The sequence below is a fragment of the Pseudonocardia phyllosphaerae genome (assembly GCF_046546475.1).
Lineage (GTDB): Bacteria > Actinomycetota > Actinomycetes > Mycobacteriales > Pseudonocardiaceae > Pseudonocardia > Pseudonocardia phyllosphaerae.
Genome location: NZ_JBKGXS010000002.1, coordinates 338,496 through 361,162, shown reverse-complemented (window position 1 = coordinate 361,162; position 22,667 = coordinate 338,496). Strand labels below are relative to the sequence as shown.

The following is a 22,667-nucleotide window of genomic DNA, read 5'->3' as shown; positions in this document are numbered from 1 at the left end:
CTACTCTCCTGGTGTGGGTGGGGCGGCGGATCGGTGGGCGCAGCGGCAGGCCGCGCGCGGCATCCCCGAGCGCATCCTGCGCGACGCCCCGGCCGACCCGTGGACCCACGACGCCGCCGACTTCACCCCGGCCGACGTCCCCGCCGACACGCCGTCCCGGCACGCCGCCCGGGCCCTGGCCGAACGCGCCGCCGCCTGGTCGTGCGCCGGGGCGAGCGTGCTCGACGTCGGCTGCGGGGGAGGGGACGCCGTGTTCGCCGCGGCGTGGCCGGACCCGTCACCGGTGGCGCGGGTCGTCGGCGTCGACCGGCAGGCCGACATGCTCGCCGTGTTCGCCGCCGCCGCGCGGGCCCGCGACCTGCCGTACGCCACCGTGCAGGGCTCCTGGCCGCAGGCCGCCGGCGAGGCGGGCCGCCACGACGTCGTGCTCTGCCACCACGTGCTGCACAACGTCGTCGACCTGCCGCCGTTCCTCGACGCGCTCACCGCGGCCGCCCGCCCGGCGGGCGGGGTCGTCGTCGAGATGCTGCCCGAGCACCCGCTCGCCTGGCTCGACCCGCTGTGGGCCCGCTTCCACGACCTGCACCGACCGGCGTCGGCGACCGCGGACGACGTCGTCGCCGTGCTGGGCGAGGAGCTCGGGATCGTCCCCGAGGTCCGCACCTGGGAACGGGCCCGCAGGCTGCCGCACGACGCCGCGTGGGTCGCCCGCCGCCTCTGCCTGCCCGAGGACCGGGCCGGTGAGGTCGCCGCCGCGCTCGGCGACGTCACCGCGCGCACCACCACCGCGGTCACCCTGGTCTGGACGGGCCGCACGTGAGCCTGGAGGCGACGCTCGGCGTGATCGCCGGCGTCCTGCTGCTCGGGGCCGTCGCCGTCCGGCTGTCGGTGCGGCTCGGGCTGCCGTCGCTGCTGCTCTACCTGGGCATCGGGGTGCTGCTCGGCGAGGCGGTGTTCGGCGTCCAGTTCTCCGACGCCCGTCTCACCGAGACCCTCGGCCTCGCCGCGCTCGTGCTCATCCTCGTCGAGGGCGGCCTGACGACGTCGTGGAAGGCGGTCCGCCCGTCCCTCGGGCTGGGGCTGCTGCTGTCGACGCTGTCGGTGGCGGTGTCGATCGCGGTCGCCGGCGGACTGCTGCACCTGCTGCTGGACCTGCCGTGGCGGGTGGCGCTGCTGTGGGGCGCGGTGCTGTCCTCGACCGACGCGGCGGCGGTGTTCAGCGTGCTGCGCGGCGTCGCCGTACCGCGGCGCCTGGCCGGGACCCTGGAGCTCGAGTCCGGCATGAACGACGCGCCGGTGGTCATCGCCGTCGCCGTCCTCGCCGGGACCGACCCGATCGCCTGGTACACCCCGTTCCTGGTCGGCTACGAGCTCGTCGCAGGCGCGGCGGTCGGTGCGGCGCTGGGCTTCGCCGGGGCGTGGGCGCTGCGCCGCGCCGCGCTGCCCTCCACCGGCCTGTACCCGCTGGCCGCGATCGCGGTGTGCCTGCTCGCGTTCGCCGGCGGGCAGACCGTGCACGCCTCCGGGCTGCTCGCCACCTACGTCTGCGCGCTGGTGCTCGGCAACTCCGCGCTGCCGCACCGCGGCGGTGTCGTGTCCTTCGCCGAGGGCACCGGCTGGCTCGCCCAGATCGGGCTGTTCGTGCTGCTCGGGCTGTACGCGGCCCCGGCCCGGCTGCCGGGCGCGATCGTGCCCGCGCTGATCTGCGCGGCGGTGGTGCTGCTGGCGGCGCGGCCGCTGTCGGTGCTGGCCGCGGCGCTGCCGTACCGGATGCCGTGGCGGGAGCAGGCGTTCCTGTCCTGGGCGGGGCTGCGCGGCGCGGTGCCGATCGTGCTGGCGCTGGTCGCGCTCACCGAGGGTGGCCCGGCCAACCAGGAGCTGGTCGACGTCGTGTTCGTGCTGGTGGTGTTCCTGACCCTGCTGCAGGGCACCACGCTGCCGTGGGTGGCGAAGCTGCTCGGGGTGGTGTCGCGCACCGAGACCCGCGAGGTCGCGATCGACGCCGCCCCGCTCGACGAGGCCGACGCCGAGCTGCTGCAGGTCAAGGTGCCCGGCGGGTCGCGGCTGCACGGCGTCTACCTGCGCGAGCTGCGGCTGCCGCAGGGGGCGACGGTCAGCCTCGTCGTCCGGGAGTCCGCGGCGTTCTCCCCGGAGCCCGGGACGCGGCTGCGCGAGGGCGACCAGTTCCTGGTCGTGAGCACCCGGGACTCGCGGGAGGCGACCGAGCAGCGCATCCGCGACGTCGACCGCGGCGGCAAGCTCGTGCGCTGGCACGAGGGGCGGAGCGACGGCGGCTGAGTGGGCGCCCGCATAATCGGGGGGTGAGCACCGAACCCCGCAGCGGACCACCCGGCGGCGACGCCGCGGAGTCCGCGGGCCCCGCCGATCCTCTCGACGCGCGGGCCCGCAACCGCGGTGTGCTGCTGCTGGCCGTGGTCGCCGCCGCGGTCCTGGTGCTCGACGTGATCGTCAAGACGATCGCCGTCGCCACCCTGGAGGGCAAGCCGCCGGTCGAGCTGGCCGGCGGCGCGCTGTACCTGACGGTGCTGCGCAACCCGGGTGCGGCGTGGTCGCTGGCCACCGGCTACACCTGGGTGCTGACCCTGGTCGCGGTGCTCGTCGTCGTGGTGATCGTGCGGATCGCGCGGCGGCTCGCCTCGGCCGGCTGGGCGCTCGGGCTCGGCCTGGTGCTGGGCGGTGCGCTCGGCAACCTCGGCGACCGGTTCTTCCGCGCACCCGGGCCGCTGCGCGGGCACGTCGTCGACATGTTCTCGCTGTTCGCCCCGGACGGCAGCGTCTGGCCGGTGTTCAACATCGCCGACTCCGGGATCGTCTGCGGCGGGATCCTGCTGGTGCTGATGGCGCTGCGCGGCATCGAGATCGACGGCAGCCGCGGCGGGGAACCCGGCAGTGCCGGCAACGCCGGCAGTGCCGACAACACCGGCAAAGCCGGCAGTGCCGACAACACCGACAGGGCCGATGACACCGACAGCGGGGAGGCAGGCCGTGGGTGAGCTGCGCAGCATGCCCGTCCCCGACGGTCTCGACGGCATGCGGATCGACGCCGGACTGGCCCGGCTGCTCGGGCTGTCCCGCACCGTCGTCGCCGGGCTGGCCGAGGAGGGCCGCATCCGGCTCGACGGCCACGATGCCGGCAAGTCCGACCGGCTCCCGGCCGGGTCGTGGCTGGAGGTCGAGCTGCCCGACCCGGCGGCGCCGGCGACGATCGAGGCCGCCCCGGAGGTCGTCGCGGGCCTGGACGTGCTCTACGCCGACGACGACATCGTCGTCGTCGACAAGCCCGTCGGGGTGGCCGCGCACCCGTCGCCGGGCTGGACGGGGCCGACCGTCACCGGCGGGCTCGCCGCGCTGGGCTACCGGCTCTCGACGTCCGGCGCCGCGGAGCGCCAGGGCATCGTGCACCGGCTCGACGCGGGCACCACCGGGGTGATGGTCGTCGCGACCTCCGAGCACGCGTACACGGTGCTCAAGCGGGCGTTCAAGGAACGCACCGTGGAGAAGCGCTACCACGCCGTCGTGCAGGGGCACCCGGACCCGTCGTCGGGGACGATCGACGCGCCGATCGACCGGCACCCGCGCCACGACTGGCGCTTCGCGGTCGTACAGGGCGGCAAGGACAGCGTCACCCACTACGACACGATCGAGGCGTTCCGGCACGCCAGCCTGCTCGACGTGCACCTGGAGACCGGCCGCACTCACCAGATCCGGGTGCACTTCTCCTCGCTGCGCCACCCCTGCGTCGGCGACGTCACCTACGGCGCCGACCCGACCCTTGCCCAGCGCGTCGGGCTGTCCCGGCAGTGGCTGCACGCCCGCACGCTCGGCTTCGACCACCCCGCCGACGGCCGGTGGGTCGAGTTCACCAGCCCGTACCCGGCCGACCTGGCCGCGGCGCTGGACGTCCTGCGCGACCCGTGACGACCCGGCTCCGGGCCCGGCTCGCGGTGGCGGCCGGGCTGCTGGTGGTGCTGGCGGTGGCCGCGTACGCCGCCGGAGGCGGGTTCCGCCCCGCGGCGCCCGACTCCGGGGGACCGGTCGGCTCGGTGCGCCTCGGCCCCGACCCCGGGCAGGACGTGCGGACCTACCTGGCCGGGCTGCCCGCGACGCTGCCGCCCGCCGGGGCACCGGCGCCCGCGCTGGTGCAGCTCACCCGGCCGGTCGGTGTCCGGGACGCCGCGGCGCTCGCCGGCTCCGTCGACCCCGCCGCCCCCGCCGGCTCTGCCGATCGCTCCGGCTCCGCCGGCTCAGCCGATGTCGCGACGGCGGTGTTCCGGGTCCCGCTGACCAGGGTGCAGACGGCGCTGCGGTTCCAGCCGGTCACCGGCACCGGTGACCTCGTCGCCGCGCTCGACGTCGCCCGGGCCGGGGCCGCGCACGCCGCCGACGCCGACGCGGCCCGCGCCGACCAGGCCGTCGCCGCGCTCGCCCCGGACGCCCCCGCCGACGCCCGCACCGCCCTGGCCCGCCGCGCCGCGGTCGCCCGGGCCGAGCAGCGCGCGCTGGACGACCCCGGCTGCACCTGCGTACTCGCGCTGGTGGTGACCGCCGACCGCGCCGGGCTGGAGGCGCTGTCCCGCGACGACGGCGTCCGCGCCGTCCAGGCCGCGCCGCCCGGCACCCGACCGCGGGACCTGGCGCTCTCGCCGCTGCTGCCCGAGCAGACCCGCACGGTGACCCCGCCCGCCGACGACGGCCCGGTCCCCGCGGGCTGACCCGGACCGTTGATCACCGGGGCGGGCTGATCCGGCCCGGTGATCACCGGTTCAGGAGCGGAACGCACGCCCAGCGGTCGCAGCGCTCCACAACCGGTGATCACCGGCCCGGCTCAGCCCAGGACGCCGCGCTCGCGCAGCACCCGCACCGCCGCCGTCCCGCCCCGCCAGACGTGGGCGTCCCACCCGTGCGCGACGGCGGCGCGCACGTTGTCGGCGCGGTCGTCGAAGAACACGACCTGATCGGGCAGCGTCCCGAACTCGACGTCGGCGCGGCGGTAGATGTCCGCCGCCGGCTTCGCCACCCCGACGTCGGCGGAGAACAGCATCCGGGCGAACGGGGTCCGCCACGCGGAGGAGCGCACGGCGGCCGCGAGTCCGCACGGCGCGTTCGACAGCACCGCGAGCCGGACCGTCGCCCGGGCCAGGCCGGCGAGCAGGGTCAGCGACTCGGTCGGCAGCGTCGACCAGAACGCGACGTCGCTGCGCTCGGCGGCGTCCATCCGGTCCGGGTCGGGAGCCAGCCCGAGGTCGGCGAACACCGCGGACCAGTACCGCTGCGGCGCGTCGCCCAGGTCGTGCCGGTGGCGATGCCGCCAGTAGGCCTCGTCGAGGGCCCGCTCCAGGACGCCCAGCTCGGCCGCGAGGGTCCGGATCAGCCCGGTGGAGGGGACCAGCACCTCACCGAGGTCGAACACCACCGTCCGCGGCGGCCGTGCGGGTGGGTCGCCGGGCGCTCCGTGGTGCTCCATCCCGTCGACGGTAACCCCGCCGGCGCCGGTCCCGACACGCCACCTCCCGGCTGCCGGGGCCCTGAGCTGGACCGACACGCCGGGCCCGGTCCGCAGCGGGCGCCGTCGCCGGAACTGTCGGTGCCCGCGGCTACCCTGAACCCTCCACCGGATCCGGTCGGCCGGGCCCCGCAGCGGGGTCCCACCGGCGCCCCGTGGCTCCTCCCCGGAGGGCCCCGCGGCGGCGGCCACGCCGAGCCCCGAGCCGTCCGGCGACCGGTGGCAGCACTCCCGCGGCGCGCCCCCGCCAGGGCGCCGCGGAAGCGGGGAGACCGCGCCGTCCCCAGGCGCGGGAGAGGAGCGCGGAACACACATGGCAGCCGGTAGCTCGGACACGGGTTCGTTCGTCCATCTGCACACCCACACCGAGTTCTCGATGCTCGACGGTGCGGCCCGCCTCGACGACCTGTTCACCGAGGCCAAGAAGTTCGGCATGCCCGCGATCGCGATGACCGACCACGGCAACGTGTACGGCGCGTTCGAGTTCTGGCGCAAGGCCAAGGCCCACGACATCAAGCCGATCATCGGCATGGAGGGCTACCTCGCCCCCGGCTCCCGGCACGAGCGCAAGCGGACCGCGCTGGGCAACGGGTCGGAGAACAACCCCGACCTCATGTACACCCACATGACGCTGCTCGCGGAGAACACGGAGGGGATGCACAACCTCTTCCGGCTCTCCTCGCTGGCCAGCCTCGAGGGGTACTACTACAAGCCGCGTATGGACCGCGAGCTGCTCGCGCAGTACGGCAAGGGCCTCATCGCCACGACCGGCTGCCCGTCCGGGGAGGTTGCGCGGCTGCTCCAGCAGGACGACTTCGACGGCGCCTGCCAGGCCGCGAGCGACTACCGCGACATCTTCGGCAAGGACAACTTCTTCTGCGAGCTGATGGACCACGGCATCGCGATCGAGAAGCAGGTCCAGGAGGACCTGTTCCGGCTGAAGAAGAAGCTCGACCTGCCCGGCCTGGCCACGAACGACCTGCACTACACCTACCCGGACGACTGCAAGGCGCACGAGGTGCTGCTCTGCGTCCAGACCGGCAAGACCCTGGCCGACCCGAACCGCTTCAAGTTCGACGCCCAGGACTTCTACCTCAAGGCCGCGCACGAGATGCGCTCGCTGTGGGACCCGATCCACCCCGAGGCCTGCGACAACACGCTGCTCGTCGCCGAGCGCTGCCAGATCGACTTCACCACCGGCCAGGACCTGCAGCCCAAGGCCCCCGTGCCCGAGGGCGAGACCGAGGAGTCCTGGCTGATCAAGGAGGTCGAGCGGGGGATGCACAAGCGCTTCCCCGGCGGCATCACCGAGCAGTACCGGCGCCAGGCCGAGTACGAGGTCGGCGTCATCATCAAGATGGGCTACCCCGGCTACTTCCTGGTGACCGCGGACCTCATCCAGCACGCCAAGTCCGTCGGCATCCGCTGCGGCCCCGGCCGCGGATCGGCGGCCGGCTCGCTGGTCGCCTACGTCCTGGGCATCACCGACCTCGACCCGATCCGGCACAAGCTGATCTTCGAGCGGTTCCTGAACCCGGACCGCGTGTCCATGCCCGACATCGACATGGACTTCGACGAGCGCCGCCGGGGCGAGATGATCCGCTACGTCACCGAGAAGTACGGCGACGACCGGATCGCTCAGATCATCACCTACTCCACGATCAAGGCGAAGGCCGCGATCAAGGACTCGGCGCGGGTGCTCTACGGCCAGCCCGGCTACTCCGTCGCCGACCGCATCTCCAAGGCCATGCCGCCCGCGGTCATGGGCAAGGACATCCCGCTGTCCGGGGTGTTCGACCCGGCGCACAAGCGCTACTCCGAGGCCACCGAGGTCCGCGCCCTCTACGAGGCGGACCCGCAGGTCAAGGAGATCGTCGACACCGCGCGGGGCCTGGAGGGCCTCAAGCGCCAGTGGGGTGTGCACGCCGCCGGCGTGATCATGTCGTCGACGCCGCTGCTCGACGTCATCCCGATCCAGCGCCGTGAGTCCGACGGCGCGATCATCACCCAGTTCGACATGGGCGTGTGCGAGACCCTCGGTCTGCTCAAGATGGACTTCCTGGGGCTGCGCAACCTCACGATCCTCGACGACGCCCTGGAGAACATCGTCCTCAACGGCAAGGAGCCGGTGGACCTCGACCACGTCGAGCTGGACGACGCGAAGACCTACGAGCTGCTCTCCCGCGGCGACACCCTGGGCGTGTTCCAGCTGGACGGCGGCCCGATGCGGGACCTGCTGCGCCGGATGGCCCCCTCGGAGTTCGAGCACATCTCCGCGGTCGGCGCGCTCTACCGGCCGGGCCCGATGGGCGCGAACGCGCACAACGACTACGCCGACCGCAAGAACGGCCGCCAGGAGATCACCCCGATCCACCCGGAGCTGGCCGAGCCGCTGAAGGACGTCCTGGGCGAGACCTACGGTCTGATCGTCTACCAGGAGCAGGTCATGTCCATCGCACAGGTGCTGGCGGGCTACTCGCTCGGCCAGGCGGACCTGCTCCGCCGCGCGATGGGCAAGAAGAAGAAGGAGATCCTCGACAAGGAGTACGTCGGGTTCGCCCAGGGCATGAAGGACAACGGCTACTCCGCCGATGCCGTCAAGACGCTCTGGGACATCCTGCTCCCGTTCTCCGACTACGCGTTCAACCGTGCGCACTCCGCGGCGTACGGCGTCGTCTCGTACTGGACGGCCTACCTCAAGGCCAACTACCCGGCCGAGTACATGGCCGCGGTGCTCACCTCGGTCAAGGACGACAAGGACAAGGCCGCGGTCTACCTGGCCGAGTGCCGCCGGATGGGCATCACGGTGCTCCCGCCGGACGTCAACGACTCGGTGCGCAACTTCGCCCCGGTCGGCTCCGACATCCGGTTCGGCCTCGGCGGCATCCGCAACGTCGGGCACAACGTGGTCGACGCGATCGTCGCGGCCCGGCGGGAGAAGGGGAACTTCGTCGACTTCTCCGACTTCCTGCGCAAGGTCGACGCGGTGGTCTGCAACAAGAAGGTCGTCGAGTCGTTGATCAAGGCGGGCGCGTTCGACTCGCTCGGGCACTCCCGCAAGGGCCTGCTGCTGGTGCACGCCGACGCCATCGACGCCGTCATGAGCACCAAGAAGGCCGCGTCGATGGGCCAGTTCGACCTGTTCGGGTCGATGGACGGCACCGGTGACGACGCCGACGACGGCGGCCTCGGCGGCATCTTCGACGTGAAGGTGCCCGAGGAGGAGTGGGACACCAAGTACAAGCTCGCCGTCGAGCGGGAGATGCTGGGCCTCTACGTCTCCGGGCACCCGCTGCACGGCGTCGAGCAGGCACTCGCCGCGAAGTCCGACACCTCGATCGCCGACATCGTCGAGGGCACCGTCGCCGAGGGCGCGCAGGTCACCGTCGGCGGCATCCTCGCCAACGTGAACCGCCGGGTGAACAAGAACGGCGAGCCGTGGGCGTCGGCGCAGATCGAGGACCTGGCCGGTGGCATCGAGGTGCTGTTCTTCCCGCGGGCGTACCAGGTGGTCGGCGTCGACGTCGCCGAGGACGCGATCGTGCTGGTCAAGGCGCGGGTGAACAAGCGCGACGACCGGGTCTCGCTGATCGCCAACGACCTCGCCGTGCCGGAGCTGGCGATGGCGGGGGAGGGCGGCCTGCCGGTGCGGGTGTCGCTGCGGACCGACCAGTGCACCCCCGAGCGCGTTGCCGCGCTCAAGGAGGTGCTCACCCACCACCCCGGCACCTCGGAGGTCCACCTGTCGCTGGTCTACGGCAGCAAGGTCACCGCGCTGAAGCTGGACGACTCGCTGAAGGTGCTGCACACCTCCGCGCTGATGGGGGATCTGAAGGCGCTGCTGGGACCGGGCTGCCTCACCGGCTGAGCGCGGCCGCCGGTCGGCCCGGGGCACCGGGCGTCCCGAACGGGTGATCATTGCAGTGGCACAGATCACATAGCGCTGCGTAGGGCGTCGCTGACCGGCGGTTTCGTCGTGTGCCACCGGATCCATGAGAAGCGCTCTCATGGTGATCGGTTTCCGTGAACGGGTCAGACGATCAACGGGCCGGTGCGGCAGCCGCCGCGCCGGGCCTCCCGGGTCGTCACCGAGACCGCAGCGCCGCGGTCCGTTCGCCCCCAACGGATCCGTCCCGGAGGAACCCGGTGCCCTCGCCCAGCAACAACAGTCCCACCAGCGCAGCTGGTGCCACCGCCGCCGGAGCCGCTCCGGCCGGCGGTGGCCTGCCCGGCCCGTTCGGCCGGATGTTCCCGCACGCCCGCGCCGACCTCTCCGCGTCGATCGTGGTGTTCCTGGTCGCCGTGCCGCTCTCCCTCGGCATCGCGGTCGCCTCGGGCGCCCCGATCCTCGCCGGTCTGGTCGCCGCCGTCGTCGGTGCGGTCGTCGCCGGCCTGCTCGGCGGCTCGCCGTTGCAGGTCTCCGGCCCCGCCGCCGGCCTGACGGTGATCGTCGCCGAGCTGGTGAACAAGTTCGGCTGGGAGGTCACCTGCCTGATCACCGCCGGAGCCGGTGTCCTGCAGGTGATCTTCGGGCTCAGCCGCCTCGCGCGGTTCGCCCAGGCGATCCCGCCGGCCGTCGTGCACGGCATGCTCGCCGGCATCGGGGTGACGATCGCGCTCGCGCAGATCAACGTCGTGCTCGGCAGCACCGCGAAGACCGGCGGTATCGCCTCGATCGCCGCACTGCCCTCGTCGATCGCGAACATCTCCTGGCCCGCCGTGCTGCTCGGCGTGCTGGTCATCGCCGTGATGCTGAGCTGGGCCAAGCTGCCCGCCAGGTTCACCGTCGTCCCGGCCGCGCTGGTCGCGATCGTGCTGGCCACCGCGGTGTCGCTGCTGCTGTTCGCCGGCAGCCCGGCCGTCACCCGCGTCGAGCTGGGCGGGTCGCTGCTCGACGCGCTCTCCACACCGATGCTGCCCGAGTCGAACTGGGGCAGCGTGCTCGGCGGCATGCTGACCGTCGCGCTGATCGCCAGCGTCGAGTCGCTGCTCTCCGCCGTCGCCGTCGAGCGGATGAAGCCGGGCGTGCGCACGAACGCCGACCGTGAGCTGCTCGGCCAGGGCGCCGCGAACACCGTCTCCGGTCTCATCGGTGGTCTGCCGATCACCGGTGTGATCGTCCGGTCCGCCGCCAACGTCCGTGCCGGTGCCGAGACCCGCGCGTCGGCCGTGCTGCACGGCGTCTGGATCGCGCTGTTCGCGATCGTGCTGATCGGTGTCATCGAGCTCATCCCGATGGCGGCGCTGGCAGGCCTGCTGGTGATGATGGGCGTCAACCTGGTCAAGCCCGCCGACCTGCGCACCGCGAAGACCCACGGCGAGCTGCCGATCTACCTGGCCACGCTGGCCGGTGTGGTGTTCCTCAACCTGCTCGAGGGTGTCCTCGCCGGTCTGGTGCTCGCCGGGCTGATGCTGCTCTGGCGCGCCGTGCGGTCCCGCCCGCACCTGGAGCAGAACGCCGACGGCAGCTGCGAGCTGGTCATCGAGGGCTCGGTCAGCTTCCTGGCCGTGCCGCGGCTGTCCCGCGAGCTCAACTCGGTGCCGCGCGGCGCCGACGTCACCGTCCGGCTGGTCACCGACTACCTCGACCACGCCGCCTACGACCACCTGCACGCCTGGACCGCCCTGCACGAGGCCACCGGTGGCACCGTCACCGTCATCGAGCCGGAGGATGCGCGGGCGGCCGCGGCCGCACACGCCGCCGGGGACGGTGACGGTGCCCGTTTCCTGACCTGGGGCGAGTGGCAGACCCGCAACGCCGAGCAGGGCGCCCACGAGCCGCTGATGGCGGGCCTGGCCGCGTACCACGAGAACACCCGCGAGCAGATCCGCCCGACGATGTCCGGGCTGGCCAACGGGCAGGCCCCGTCGGCGATGATGATCACCTGTGCGGACTCCCGGGTGCTGCCGCACCTGATCACCCACAGCGGCCCGGGCGACGTGTTCACGGTGCAGAACGTCGGCAACCTGGCCTGCGGGCCGGGCACCGCTGCGGCCGTCGAGTTCGCCACGAGCGCGCTGAACGTCCCGATGATCACCGTGTGCGGGCACTCGTCCTGCGGCGCGATGAAGGGCCTGCGCGCCGGAGCCGCCGGCACCGAGGGCGCGCTGGGCAGCTGGCTGCTGGAGGCGCGACCGGTGCTGCGGGCGTTCGAGACCGGGCACCCGGTCGGCGAGGCCGCCGCCCGCGACGGCTTCGACGAGAACGACCAGCTCGCCATGGTCAACGTCGCGATGCAGCTCGAGCTGCTGCGGGCGCAGGACTCCGGGGCCGAGGTCCTGGGCCTGTTCTACGACATCGGGTCCGCCCGGGTGCTGGTGCTCGACGAGCAGGCCCAGCGGTTCGTCGAGGTCCATCCGGACCCCCACGCGGTCGGCTCCGGCCTGGACCGGATCGCCGCCGGTCACGGGCACGGCGTCGCCGCCGCCGCTCGGAACCTGCTCGACACGTGATCGGCTACTACACTCCGCGGCTCGGGAATGCCACCTATCAGCAGCTCGTTGGAGACAGCATGGCCACCGTGGAACTGACCACCGACAACTTCAACGACGTCGTGGGCGCGCCCGGGGCGACCGTGCTGGTCGACTTCTGGGCCTCGTGGTGCGGGCCGTGCACCCAGTTCGCGCCCGTCTACGACGAGGCATCCGAGAAGCACCAGGACGTGACGTTCGGGAAGGTCGACACCGAGGCGCAGCAGGAGCTGGCCGGTGCGTTCGGCATCTCCTCGATCCCGACGCTGATGGCCGTCCGGGACGGGGTGGTGCTCTACTCCGAGCCGGGCGCGCTGCCCGCCGAGGCCCTGGAGGACCTGATCGGCCAGGTCAAGCAGGTCGACATGGACGAGGTCCGTGCCGCCGTCGCCGAGCAGGAGCGCCAGGAGGCCGAGGGCGGCCAGGCCCCGCAGGCCTGAGCCCCGGCACGTACGACGTACTCCGGCCCCGCACACGGAATCGTGTGCGGGGCCGGCGTGTGTCCGGGGGACGGTGTCCGGGTCAGGGCTTGATCAGGACCTTCAGCGCCTCGCGGTCGTTCATCGCGCGGTAGCCGTCGGGGACGCCGTCGAAGCCGACGGTGCGGTCGAAGACCTTGCCCGGCTGCACGGTGCCGTCGAGCACGTCGGGCAGCAGCTCCTCGATGTAGGCCCGCGCGGGGGCGACACCGCCGCGGATGCCGACGTTGCGCATGAACGACTTCACCCCGAGCGGCACCTCGTCGTACTGGGAGACGCCGACGCGGCCGACCAGCCCACCGTCGCGGGTGACCTCGATGGCGGTGCGCAGCGCCTCGGTGAACCCGACGCACTCCAGTGCGGCGTGCACGCCGTCGCCGCCGGTCAGCTCCCGCACCTTCTCGATGGCCTCGTCGCCGCGTTCGGCGACGACGTCGGTGGCGCCGAACTCGCGGCCCAGGTCGGTGCGGTCGGTGTGCCTGCCGAGCAGGATGATCCGCTCCGCGCCGAGCCGGTGCGCGGCGAGCACCGCGGACAGGCCGACCGCGCCGTCACCGACGACCGCGACGGTGTCGCCCTTGCGCACGTTCGCCGAGACCGCGGCGTGGTGGCCGGTCGGGAACACGTCGGACAGAGTGAGCATCGAGGCGAGCAGCGCCTCGTCGGGCTCGCCGGGCATCGGGACCAGGGTGCCGTCGGCGAACGGGACGCGGACGGCCTCGCCCTGGCCGCCGTCGGTGTCGTCGGAGCCCCAGCCGCCGCCGTGCCGGCACGAGGTCTGCAGGCCCTGCTCGCAGTAGTCGCAGGTGTTGTCGGCCCACACGAACGGGGCGACGACGAGCTGCCCCTTCCTCGTGTTCCGGACCCCGGACCCGACCTCCTCGACGACGCCCAGGAACTCGTGGCCGATCCGGTTGCCCTGCGCACTGGGCTCGGCCGAGTTGTACGGCCACAGGTCGCTGCCGCAGATGCAGGACCGCACGACCCGCACGACCGCGTCGGTGTCGTCGCGGATCCGTGGGTCCGGCACGTCGTCGGAGATCCGGATGTCGTGCTTGCCGTGGATGAGGGTGGCCTTCATGCACCTGGCATTCCCGCATGCGCACCGGCGTATGCGTGCCCTCCTGCGTCCGGGGGACCGCGCATGCGGCAGGGTGGCGGCATGGCGATCGACTGGGGACGGGTCCTGCGCAAGGGCGTCGACATCGCGATGCAGCTGCTGAAGGAGTCCGACTCCGGACGCAGGTCCGGGCCCGGGCGTCCTTCCGGCGGTGGTTCGGGCGGGCCCGGTGGGGTGCGCACCGCGTCGACCGGGGACCGCGCCCGTGAGGTCGTCTACGCCCCGGAGCCCGACGGCGCCGCCGACCCGGGCGAGATCGTCTGGAGCTGGGTGCCGTTCGAGGAGGACGCGAGCCAGGGCAAGGACCGGCCGCTGCTCGTCGTCGGACGCTCGGGGCCGGACCTGCTCGGGCTGATGCTGTCCAGCCAGGGCAAGCGCGCCGGTGACCCGGACTGGGTCGCGATCGGCACCGGGCCGTGGGACCGGGAGGGCCGCGACTCCTACATCCGCCTCGACCGGGTCCTCGAGGTCGCTGAGCACGGGATCCGCCGCGAGGGTGCGGTCCTGGAGCGCGACCGCTTCGACCGGGTCGCCGAGCAGCTGCGGTCGCGCTACGGCTGGCGGTAGCTCCGCCGCCCCGGCGCCCCGCCGTCCCGCTGTTGATCGGCACCTTTCCGCGCTGTGCGCAGCGCTACCGTGCTGATCGACAGCGCTCCGGTGGTTGATCAGCACGATTCCGCCGCGGCGGCCGTATCGGGGTGCTGATCGACCGGAGCGGGTTTATCCGGTGGCGCGGCCGGGGCGGGGGCGGTTAGCGTTCCGTTCATCATGGAGCTCTGACGACGTCCCGACCGCGCCGCGGCACTGCCCGCGCGGTCGTCCTCCGCAACACCGGAGCGTCGTCGTGCCCGAATCCCTGTCCGCCCGTGGCCTGGTCCGCAGTTACGCCACCCGGGCCGACCGCCCGCCGGTCCTCGACGGCGTCGACCTGAGCGTCGCCCCCGGTTCCCGGCTCGGGCTGATCGGGGAGAACGGCGCGGGCAAGTCCACGCTGCTGCGGCTGCTCGCCGGCGTCGACCTACCGGACTCCGGCACCGTCGCGGGGCCCACCGACGTGGTGTACCTGCCGCAGGAGCCCGTCCTGGACGCGCACGACACCGTCGGGGAGCTGCTCGACGCCGCGCTGCAGCCGTTGCACGACGCGGTCGCCGAGTTGGAGCAGCTGTCCGCCGAGCTGGCCGGAGCCTCCGGAGTGGCCGCTGCCGGGTGGAGGGCGACCGGTGCTCCGGAGCCCGGTGGCCCGGCGACCACGGACCCGACCCCCGATGGCGCGGCGACCACGGACCCGACCCCCGATGGCGCGGCGACCGGCGACCCGGCGCCCGGTGATCCGAGGCCCGGCGTCCCGGGGCGCGACGTCTCGGCCGCCTACGACCGCGTCCTGGCCTGGGCCGTCGCGCACGACGCCTGGGACGCCGACCGCCGCGCCACCGTCGTCGCCGGCGCCCTCGGCGTCGACGACCTGGACCGCGGCCGTGCCCTGGGCGCGCTGTCCGGTGGGCAGCGCACCCGGCTCGCGCTGGCCACCGCGCTGGTCCGCCGCCCCGCGGTGCTGCTGCTCGACGAGCCCACCAACCACCTCGACGACACCGCCCTCGACCTGCTCGAACGCTCGCTGGTCGCGCTGCCCGGCATCGTCGTCGCCGCGAGCCACGACCGCACGTTCCTCGACCGCGTCTGCACAGAGCTGCTCGACCTCGACGCCGGCGCACTGGGCACCGACGGGCGCGGCGGACGCCGCTTCGGTGGCGGCTTCACCGCGTACCTGCACGCCCAGGCCGCGAGCCGCCGCCGCTGGGAGGAGACGTTCGCCGCCCAGCAGGAGCGGATCACGACTTTGCGTGCCCGTACCCGCGACGGCCTCGGCACGATCGCGCCCGGCCGCGGGCCGCGGGACAACGACAAGTTCATCACCACGTTCAAGGGCGCCCGCGTCGAGCGCACCCGGGCCCGCCGCGTCGCCGATGCCCGCCGCAGGCTGGAGGTCGCCGAGCGCGAGGCCCTGCCGAAACCACCCGCGCCGCTGCGGTTCTCCGGCGCCCTCACCGGCCCCGGCCCGGCCGACGGCCTCGCGGTACGGGTGCGCGACCTGTGGATCCCCGGGCGGCTCGCGCTCGACCGGCTGGACCTGGCCGTGGGGCAGAAGATCCTGGTCACCGGCCCGAACGGGGCCGGGAAGTCGACGCTGCTCGCCGTCCTGAAGGGCGATCTCGCGCGGACGCGTGGCACCGTCGACGTCCGGGCGCGGCGGGTGGGGCTGCTCGCCCAGGACCCGGACGTCGGCCCGCCGGAGCGCAGCGCCCGCGACGCCTACGCCGCGCTGCTCGGACCGGAGCTCGCCGACCGGGTCCCGCTGGTCGAGCTCGGGCTGCTCCCACCGGCGGAACACGCCACGGCGGTCGGCGCACTGTCACTGGGCCAGCGGCGCCGCCTCGCGCTCGCCGTCGCCGTCGCCGACGCGCCGGACCTGCTGCTGCTCGACGAGCCCACCAACCACGTCTCGCTGCGGCTGGCCGGCGAGCTGGAGGACGCCATCGGGACCGCGCCCGGCACCGTCGTCGTCACCTCGCACGACCGGTGGTTGCGTGAGCGCTGGACCGGCCGTGAGCTGGAACTCTAGTTCGGGCTCGGCTCGGCGGGGAACGCGTCGAGCGGCGCCGGGACGGCGTGCAGCCTGCGCAGCAGCCCCTGCTCGCGCACCAGCAGCCGCCGGACGTCGCGCAGCCGCTGCACCGGGCAGGTCTGCTCCAGCAGGTCCTGCCGGTCGCCCATCGGCAGCAGACAGTCCCCGGCGAGCAGGTGCGGGAGCTCGGCGGTCGGGACGTCCTCGCCGGGCTCGGACCAGTCGTCGTTGCGCCAGGCCGTGTCGCAGTACGCGCGGTGCGCGGCTCGCGCGGAGCTCTCCAGCATCGACACCAGCCGCGGGTCCGGGGCGTCGCCCTCGATCGCGTCCGGCAGGAACTCCACCGTCCCGCACAGGTACGGCCGGCCGGTGTCGGCCGGGTCGAGCACGTCGAGCAGCCGGAACCGCCGTGCCCCGCGGGTGACGACGTCGTAGCGGCCGTCGGGCAGCGGGCGGGCGTCGAGCAGCACCGCACTGCACCCGACGGGCTGCACGCCGGCCAGGCCGTCGCGGTCGGCGGAGTGGCCCTCCCGGACCGCGACGACGCCGAACTCGCCGCCCGGGACCTTCTCGGAGACCAGGTCCGCGGTGAGCGCGCGGTAGCGCGGCTCGAAGATGTGCAGCGGCAGTGGCGCGCCGGGCATCAGCACCGTCCCCAGCGGGAACAGCGGAAGCGTGGCGGTCACCGGCTCACGGTAGTACGGCGTCGGCCCCCGTGCCCGGTCGTGCATGTGGTTCACCGTCGCGCCCACCCGGAGCGCCCGGCGGCCGGAGCACCGCGAACGCATCGGTGACCCGCAGAGTGCGGTCGGTGAACCGGAACACCGCGGCCGGGCGCCCGCCCGCACGTCCGGACGGCGCGACCTCGCCGGTCGGCTCCAGCAGGTGGCGGCGGGTGAGCACCCGTTGCAGGTTCGTCGCCGACACCGGGTGGCCGAGCGCGGCGACGTAGTGCTCGCGCAGCGCGGAGATCGTGAACTCCGCGGGGGCGAGCGCGAACCCGAGGTTGGTGTAGGAGAGCTTGGCGCGCAGCCGCGCCCGCGCCGACCCGACGATCTCGGCGTGGTCGAACGCGGTCGGGGGCAGCGCGTCGATCTCGCACCACGCGGTGTCCGGCGGCAGCTCCGGGTCGGCGTCGGAGGGGACGAGACCGAGGAACGCCGTCGCGATGGTCCGGGCGCCCGGGGTGCGGTGCGGGTCGGAGAACACCGACAGCTGCTCGACGTGGGCGACCTCCCGGACGTCGACCTTCTCCGCGAGCTGGCGCCGTACCGAGGTCTCGACGTCCTCGTCGGCGGCCAGCCGCCCGCCCGGCAGCGCCCACCGGCCGGCGTCGGGGGACAGGGCGCGCTGCCAGAGCAGCACGCACAGCCGGCCGTCCCGGATGCTCAGCACGGCGGCCAGGACCTCGTGCAGCACCGGGGGAGACGTCACGCACCGAAGCCTAGGGGGCCGGGCTCCCGGCACCGCAACATGACGGCCGGGTGTCCGTCCGGTGAGGTCCCGGTCACCGGAGAGCTACTCAGGAGCGGATCGCGGTGTTACGATCCCGCTAGTTTCCGCTCACTAGGCGAAAACCTGGAAAGCCCGGGAGGGCGACATGACGTCGACGCTGACGGCCCCGACGTGGGCCGACGAGGTCCGCGAGCTGGCCCGCCGACGGGACGCGGTCCTGTTGGCGCACAACTACCAGCTGCCCGAGATCCAGGACGTGGCCGACCACGTCGGGGACTCGCTGGCGCTGTCGCGGATCGCCGCGGAGTCCGAGGCGTCGACGATCGTGTTCTGCGGCGTCCACTTCATGGCCGAGACCGCGAAGATCCTCGCGCCGGAGAAGACGGTGCTGATCCCCGACGCCCGCGCCGGCTGCTCCCTCGCGGACTCGATCACCGCCGAGCAGCTGCGGGAGTGGAAGGCCGAGCACCCCGGTGCCGTCGTCGTCTCCTACGTCAACACCACCGCCGCGGTGAAGGCCGAGACCGACATCTGCTGCACGTCGTCGAACGCCGTCGAGGTCGTCGCCTCCATCCCGCGTGAGCGTGAGGTGCTGTTCCTGCCCGACCAGTTCCTCGGCGCGCACGTGCGCCGGGTGCTCGCCCGCGAGCACATGCACGTGTGGGCCGGGGAGTGCCACGTGCACGCCGGGATCAACGGCAAGCAGCTCTCCGACCAGGCACAGGCGCACCCGGAGGCGGACCTGTTCGTGCACCCCGAGTGCGGCTGCGCGACCTCGGCGCTCTACCTGGCCGGGACCGGTGCGGTCCCCGAGGATCAGGTCAAGATCCTCTCCACCGGCGGGATGATCGACGCCGCGCGCGCCACCGGCGCGAAGGAGGTGCTGGTCGCGACCGAGGTCGGGATGCTGCACCAGCTCCGCCGGGCCGCCCCGGAGATCGACTTCCGGGCGGTGAACGACCGCGCGTCCTGCACCTACATGAAGATGATCACCCCCGAGGCGCTGCTGCGGTCGGTGCGCGATGGCACCGACGAGGTCCACGTCGACGCCGACCTGGCCGCCCGCGGGCGCGCCGCGGTCCAGCGCATGATCGAGATCGGTACGCCGGGGGGCGGGGAGTGACCGCGCCGCGCTGGGAGGCCGGGGCGGACCTGGTCGTCGTCGGGTCCGGTGTCGCCGGGCTGACCGCCGCGCTCGACGCCGCCGCGGCCGGGTTGCGCACGGTCGTGGTCACCAAGGACGCGGTCGAGGAGGGCTCCACCCGCTGGGCCCAGGGCGGGATCGCCGTCGTGCTCGGCGACGTCGCCGGGGACACCCTGGAGGCCCACGTCGCCGACACCGTCGGCGCCGGCGGCGGGCTGAACGACGCGGCCGCGGTCGACGCGATCGTCCGCGGCGGCCCGGACGCGGTCCGCCGGCTGCGGGAGCGGGGCGCGCTGTTCGACGCGCTCTCCGGGCCGCGGCTGGACCGCACCCGCGAGGGCGGGCACTCGGCGTACCGGGTGGTGCACGCCGGTGGCGACGCGACCGGCGCCGAGATCGAGCGCGCGCTGGTCGCCGCGGCGCGGACGTCGGCACGGTCCACCTCGACCCGGCCGGCCTCGACCCGGTCCGACTCGACCTGGTCGGGCGGGCTCACGGTGCTCGCCGGGCACACCGCACTCGACACGCTGCACGACGCGGGCGGGCGGGTCACCGGCCTCACCGTCCTCGACGACGCCGGTCGCGCCGGCGTGCTGCGTGCCCCGGCGGTGCTGCTGGCCACCGGCGGCTACGCCGGGGTCTACGCCTCCACCACCAACCCCGCGACGACGACGGGGGACGGCATCGCGCTCGCCCTGCGGGCCGGTGCGACGGCGTCGGACCTGGAGTTCGTGCAGTTCCACCCCACTGTCCTGTGGACCGGTGCGGCCGGGGCCGCGGGCCGCCGGGCGCTGGTCACCGAGGCCGTCCGCGGGGAGGGCGCGATCCTGCGCGACCGCGCCGGGGCCGCGTTCATGGCCGAGGTGCACCCGCGGGCCGACCTGGCCCCGCGTGACGTCGTCGCCGGGGCGATCACCCGCAGGCTCACCGCGACCGGCGCGGAGTGCGTGTACCTCGACGCGACCGGCATCGACGGCTTCGCGACCCGGTTCCCGACGGTGTTCGCGTCCTGCCGGGCCGCGGGGGTCGATCCGCGCACCGATCCGATCCCGGTGACCCCGGCCGCGCACTACAGCTGCGGCGGCGTCGTCACCGACACGCACGGCCGCACCGGGGTCCCCGGGCTCTACGCCGCCGGGGAGGTCGCCCGCACCGGGCTGCACGGGGCGAACCGGCTCGCGTCGAACTCGCTGCTCGAAGGCCTCGTCGTCGGGGAGCGGGCGGTCCGCGCCGTGCTCGACGACCGGCCGCTGGCCGGACTCGGGGACGGCACCGCGCCCGCCCCGCTGCACCCGGCCGCGGACCGGGCCGTGCTGCAGCACGCCATGTCGGCGTTCGCCGGGATCGGCCGGGACGCCACCGGGCTGGCGACCGCGTCGGACGTGATCGAGCACGCGATCGACGCCGCAGCCGACACCGGGACCGGGACCGGGACCGGGACCGGGACCGGCGCGACGGGTGCCGGGGCCGGCCCGGCCGGCCGCGCCGGGGTGGAGGACGCGGCGCTGACGCTGGTGGCGCAGGCGCTGCTCGCCGCGGCCGGCACCCGCCGGGAGTCGCGCGGCTGTCACGTCCGCACCGACTTCCCGGACCGCGACGACGCCCACCAGCGGGCCTCGCTGCCGGTGCGGCTCGACGCGGGCGGGCGCCCGGTCGTCGTCGCCGACGCCCTGGTGGGTGCCGCGTGACCGCCGCACGGGTCGCCGCCGGGGTCGGCGGACGCACCGGGATCGGCACCCCGGACCACGAGGACCTGCTGCGGGTCGTGCGCACCGCGCTGGCCGAGGACCTCGCCCACGGCCCGGACGCCACGACCACCGCCACCGTCCCCGCCGACGCGGTCGCGACCGCCGCGTTCACTCCGCGCGCTCCCGGGGTGCTCGCCGGGCTGCCCGCCGCGCGGGCGGTGCTCGACGAGGTCCTCGGCGCGCACGGCTACGAGGTTCTGACCGCGGCCGCCGACGGGGACCGGCTCACCGCGGGCACCCCGGCGCTGGTCGTGCGGGCGCCGGTGCGTGGGCTGCTCACCGCCGAGCGCACCGCGCTGAACCTGCTCTGCCACCTGTCCGGGATCGCGACCACCACCCGGGCCTGGGTCGACGCCGTCGCCGGGACCGGGGCGGGCATCCGCGACACCCGCAAGACGCTGCCCGGGCTGCGGCTGCTGGAGAAGTACGCGGTGCGCTGCGGCGGCGGGGTCAACCACCGGCTCGGTCTCGGCGACGCCGTACTGATCAAGGACAACCACGTGGCCGCGGCCGGATCGGTGTCGGCCGCGCTGGCCGCCGCCCGAGCCACCGCGCCGGACCTGCCGTGCGAGGTGGAGGTCGACGCCCTCGACCAGCTCGACGACGTCCTCGACCTGCAGGCCGAGCTGGTGCTGCTGGACAACTTCACCGTCGAGCAGACCGCCGAGGCGGTGCGCCGCCGCGACGACGCTGCCGCCGCGACCGGGCACCGGACGCTGCTGGAGTCCTCCGGCGGGCTCGCGTTCCCGGCCGCGCACGACTACGCCGCGACCGGGGTCGACTTCCTCGCCGTGGGTGGACTGACGCATTCGGTCACCGCCCTCGACCTGGGGCTGGACCTGACCTGATGTCACCGGAACCGAGCAGCTCGGCCTGGATCGGAGCGGGGTAGCGGACCGAGACGCAGGCGTCGCCGAGCAGCACCCGGTGTCGCTCGGCGGCGGCCGCGACCTCCCGCTCGGCGGCGGCGCCCACGTCGGTGAACAGCCGGGTCGCGATCTCCCCGTCCGGCCGCTGCACCCAGCTGCCGGCGACCCGGCCGTCCACCCAGATCGCCGGGCCGCCGTTGCCGCTGCGGTCGAACACCTGCGCGGCGGCCTCGGGGGACAGGTGGAAGGCGCGGGCCTTCCAGCCCATCGTCGTCGGGTCGAGGCCGGGCAGCAGCGCCACCGACGGGCCGGGGTCCGGGACCGGATCGACGTCGTCGGGCAGCAGATAGCCGGTGGTCGTGTTGCCCGAGCCACCGTCGAGCGCGACCGGGACGGCGCCCACGTCGGCCAGGGCGGTCGTCGTCGTGGTGACCGTCCAGCCCGCCCACCAGCGCAGATCCTCGCGCGTCGCGGGCCCGAACGCGTGCAGGTACGCCCGGGCCAGCCCGGCCGCGGCCTCCCGCGGCGCGACGTCGGGGATACCGCCGGGCAGCCAGTCCTCCGTGGCCGACCACCGGTACTGCCCGTTGATCCACGTCCCGGTCGGGCGGCCGCGCAGCACGCGGCCGGTGAAGCCGAGCAGGAGCAGCAGCCGGGTGTGCGTGGGCTGGGTGCCGCCCTGGATCGTGACCCGGTGCCCGGCGAGGTCGGGCAGCGCGGCACCGACCTCGCGCGCCGTCGTCGGGCCGCGTTCGGTGAGCAGGTCGAGCACCCGGGCGGCCTGCTCGTCGTACCAGGCGCCGGGATCGGCGATCCCGGAGGCGCCCAGCTGCCCCAGCAGCGCCCGCAGCTGCGCGGCGGCGACACCGGCGGTCGCGCCGTGGTGGGCGAACGCGGCGTGGGCGTGCCCCAGCACCCACAGCGTGCGGCGCATCGCGTGGTGCCGGAGCAGCGTGCGGTCCTCGTAGAGCGCCCGCTCGACGGGCTCCAGCGCAGGCGTGGCCATCCGCGCCGCCGCCGACAGGTACACCGTCACCGGGTCGCTGGAGTGCAGGGCGACCAGGTCGTCGGCGAGCCGGACGACGTCGTCGGTGCGCCCGTCCGGTGCCAGCCGGTGCCGGACGACGAGGCGGGCACGGCGCTCGTCGTCGGTCACGTGGCGGACCGGGGCCGGGGTCGCGGATCGGGGCACGACGGAACCGTCGCACGCGACACCGACAGAAAAGTCGTGCGA

General features: G+C 74.3%; 18 protein-coding genes. 13 read left to right on the top strand and 5 right to left on the bottom strand.

Annotated elements, in window-relative coordinates:
* Positions 1 to 13: 13 nt before the first annotated feature.
* The 5 genes from ACLE50_RS07035 to ACLE50_RS07015 are packed head-to-tail and all read left to right on the top strand — an operon-like array spanning position 14 to position 4,733.
* Entirely contained in the window at positions 14 to 820 is an 807-nt protein-coding gene (locus ACLE50_RS07035) for a class I SAM-dependent methyltransferase (RefSeq protein WP_410942584.1), read from the top strand.
* Positions 817 to 2,298 (top strand): potassium/proton antiporter, encoded by a 1,482-nt coding sequence (locus ACLE50_RS07030; protein WP_410942583.1) that lies wholly within the window; start codon positions 817 to 819, stop codon positions 2,296 to 2,298. The genes ACLE50_RS07035 and ACLE50_RS07030 overlap by 4 nt, the downstream gene beginning before the upstream one ends.
* A gap of 23 nt (positions 2,299 to 2,321) precedes the next feature.
* On the top strand, positions 2,322 to 3,014 hold the full coding sequence (gene lspA / locus ACLE50_RS07025) for a signal peptidase II (protein WP_410942582.1): 693 nt from the start codon (positions 2,322 to 2,324) through the stop codon (positions 3,012 to 3,014).
* Between the two features lie 10 nt (positions 3,015 to 3,024).
* Positions 3,025 to 3,939: an RluA family pseudouridine synthase gene (locus ACLE50_RS07020; protein ID WP_410942855.1), complete on the top strand. Its 915-nt coding sequence runs from the start codon at positions 3,025 to 3,027 to the stop codon at positions 3,937 to 3,939.
* The gene (locus tag ACLE50_RS07015) at positions 3,936 to 4,733 is read left to right on the top strand and encodes a hypothetical protein (RefSeq protein ID WP_410942581.1); all 798 of its coding nucleotides are present in this window, start codon (positions 3,936 to 3,938) and stop codon (positions 4,731 to 4,733) included. The genes ACLE50_RS07020 and ACLE50_RS07015 overlap by 4 nt, the downstream gene beginning before the upstream one ends.
* 113 nt (positions 4,734 to 4,846) lie before the next feature.
* On the opposite strand, the gene ACLE50_RS07010 is transcribed toward ACLE50_RS07015, so the two are convergent.
* On the bottom strand, positions 4,847 to 5,485 hold the full coding sequence (locus ACLE50_RS07010) for an HAD-IA family hydrolase (protein WP_410942580.1): 639 nt from the start codon (positions 5,483 to 5,485) through the stop codon (positions 4,847 to 4,849).
* Between the two features lie 352 nt (positions 5,486 to 5,837).
* Between ACLE50_RS07010 and dnaE the strand changes: the two genes are divergently transcribed.
* The 3 genes from dnaE (at position 5,838) to trxA (ending at position 12,435) form a co-directional block, all read left to right on the top strand.
* Positions 5,838 to 9,392 (top strand): DNA polymerase III subunit alpha, encoded by a 3,555-nt coding sequence (gene dnaE, locus ACLE50_RS07005; protein ID WP_410942579.1) that lies wholly within the window; start codon positions 5,838 to 5,840, stop codon positions 9,390 to 9,392.
* Between the two features lie 278 nt (positions 9,393 to 9,670).
* Complete coding sequence (locus ACLE50_RS07000) at positions 9,671 to 11,977, top strand: SulP family inorganic anion transporter (protein ID WP_410942578.1); 2,307 nt, start codon at positions 9,671 to 9,673, stop codon at positions 11,975 to 11,977.
* 59 nt (positions 11,978 to 12,036) lie between these two features.
* Entirely contained in the window at positions 12,037 to 12,435 is a 399-nt protein-coding gene (gene trxA / locus ACLE50_RS06995) for a thioredoxin (protein WP_410942577.1), read from the top strand.
* A gap of 82 nt (positions 12,436 to 12,517) precedes the next feature.
* On the opposite strand, the gene ACLE50_RS06990 is transcribed toward trxA, so the two are convergent.
* On the bottom strand, positions 12,518 to 13,555 hold the full coding sequence (locus tag ACLE50_RS06990) for a zinc-dependent alcohol dehydrogenase family protein (protein WP_410942576.1): 1,038 nt from the start codon (positions 13,553 to 13,555) through the stop codon (positions 12,518 to 12,520).
* An 81-nt stretch (positions 13,556 to 13,636) separates the two neighbouring features.
* Between ACLE50_RS06990 and ACLE50_RS06985 the strand changes: the two genes are divergently transcribed.
* Both ACLE50_RS06985 and ACLE50_RS06980 read left to right on the top strand, forming a co-directional pair.
* Positions 13,637 to 14,161, top strand: coding sequence for a type II toxin-antitoxin system PemK/MazF family toxin (locus ACLE50_RS06985; protein WP_410942575.1), 525 nt, complete (start codon positions 13,637 to 13,639; stop codon positions 14,159 to 14,161).
* A gap of 277 nt (positions 14,162 to 14,438) precedes the next feature.
* On the top strand, positions 14,439 to 16,214 hold the full coding sequence (locus ACLE50_RS06980; protein WP_410942574.1) for an ATP-binding cassette domain-containing protein: 1,776 nt from the start codon (positions 14,439 to 14,441) through the stop codon (positions 16,212 to 16,214).
* Here the strand turns inward: ACLE50_RS06980 and ACLE50_RS06975 are convergent.
* Positions 16,211 to 16,948 (bottom strand): LON peptidase substrate-binding domain-containing protein, encoded by a 738-nt coding sequence (locus ACLE50_RS06975; RefSeq protein WP_458788548.1) that lies wholly within the window; start codon positions 16,946 to 16,948, stop codon positions 16,211 to 16,213. The genes ACLE50_RS06980 and ACLE50_RS06975 overlap by 4 nt on opposite strands.
* Positions 16,908 to 17,651, bottom strand: a complete 744-nt coding sequence (locus tag ACLE50_RS06970) for an NUDIX hydrolase (RefSeq protein WP_410942572.1) — start codon at positions 17,649 to 17,651, stop codon at positions 16,908 to 16,910. Before ACLE50_RS06970 ends, ACLE50_RS06975 begins: the two co-directional genes overlap by 41 nt.
* A gap of 166 nt (positions 17,652 to 17,817) precedes the next feature.
* Between ACLE50_RS06970 and nadA the strand changes: the two genes are divergently transcribed.
* Genes nadA through nadC form a run of 3 tightly spaced genes read left to right on the top strand, consistent with a single transcriptional unit; the run spans position 17,818 to position 21,412 of the window.
* The gene (nadA, locus tag ACLE50_RS06965) at positions 17,818 to 18,795 is read left to right on the top strand and encodes a quinolinate synthase NadA (protein WP_410942571.1); all 978 of its coding nucleotides are present in this window, start codon (positions 17,818 to 17,820) and stop codon (positions 18,793 to 18,795) included.
* Entirely contained in the window at positions 18,792 to 20,504 is a 1,713-nt protein-coding gene (locus ACLE50_RS06960; protein ID WP_410942570.1) for an L-aspartate oxidase, read from the top strand. The genes nadA and ACLE50_RS06960 overlap by 4 nt, the downstream gene beginning before the upstream one ends.
* Positions 20,501 to 21,412 (top strand): carboxylating nicotinate-nucleotide diphosphorylase, encoded by a 912-nt coding sequence (nadC, locus tag ACLE50_RS06955; protein ID WP_410942569.1) that lies wholly within the window; start codon positions 20,501 to 20,503, stop codon positions 21,410 to 21,412. The genes ACLE50_RS06960 and nadC overlap by 4 nt, the downstream gene beginning before the upstream one ends.
* Here the strand turns inward: nadC and ACLE50_RS06950 are convergent.
* Entirely contained in the window at positions 21,378 to 22,625 is a 1,248-nt protein-coding gene (locus tag ACLE50_RS06950; RefSeq protein ID WP_410942568.1) for a winged helix DNA-binding domain-containing protein, read from the bottom strand. The two genes, nadC and ACLE50_RS06950, sit on opposite strands and share 35 nt — an antisense overlap.
* Between the last annotated feature and the right edge of the window lie 42 nt (positions 22,626 to 22,667).

Coding starts and splice junctions, on each gene's coding strand:
- ACLE50_RS07020 (WP_410942855.1), top strand. CDS start 3,025: ATGCCCGTCCCCGACGGTCTCGACGGCATGCGGATCGACGCCGGACTG.
- ACLE50_RS07010 (WP_410942580.1), bottom strand. CDS start 5,485: ATGGAGCACCACGGAGCGCCCGGCGACCCACCCGCACGGCCGCCGCGG.
- dnaE (WP_410942579.1), top strand. CDS start 5,838: ATGGCAGCCGGTAGCTCGGACACGGGTTCGTTCGTCCATCTGCACACC.
- trxA (WP_410942577.1), top strand. CDS start 12,037: ATGGCCACCGTGGAACTGACCACCGACAACTTCAACGACGTCGTGGGC.
- ACLE50_RS06990 (WP_410942576.1), bottom strand. CDS start 13,555: ATGAAGGCCACCCTCATCCACGGCAAGCACGACATCCGGATCTCCGAC.
- ACLE50_RS06985 (WP_410942575.1), top strand. CDS start 13,637: ATGGCGATCGACTGGGGACGGGTCCTGCGCAAGGGCGTCGACATCGCG.
- ACLE50_RS06975 (WP_458788548.1), bottom strand. CDS start 16,948: ATGCACGACCGGGCACGGGGGCCGACGCCGTACTACCGTGAGCCGGTG.
- nadA (WP_410942571.1), top strand. CDS start 17,818: ATGACGTCGACGCTGACGGCCCCGACGTGGGCCGACGAGGTCCGCGAG.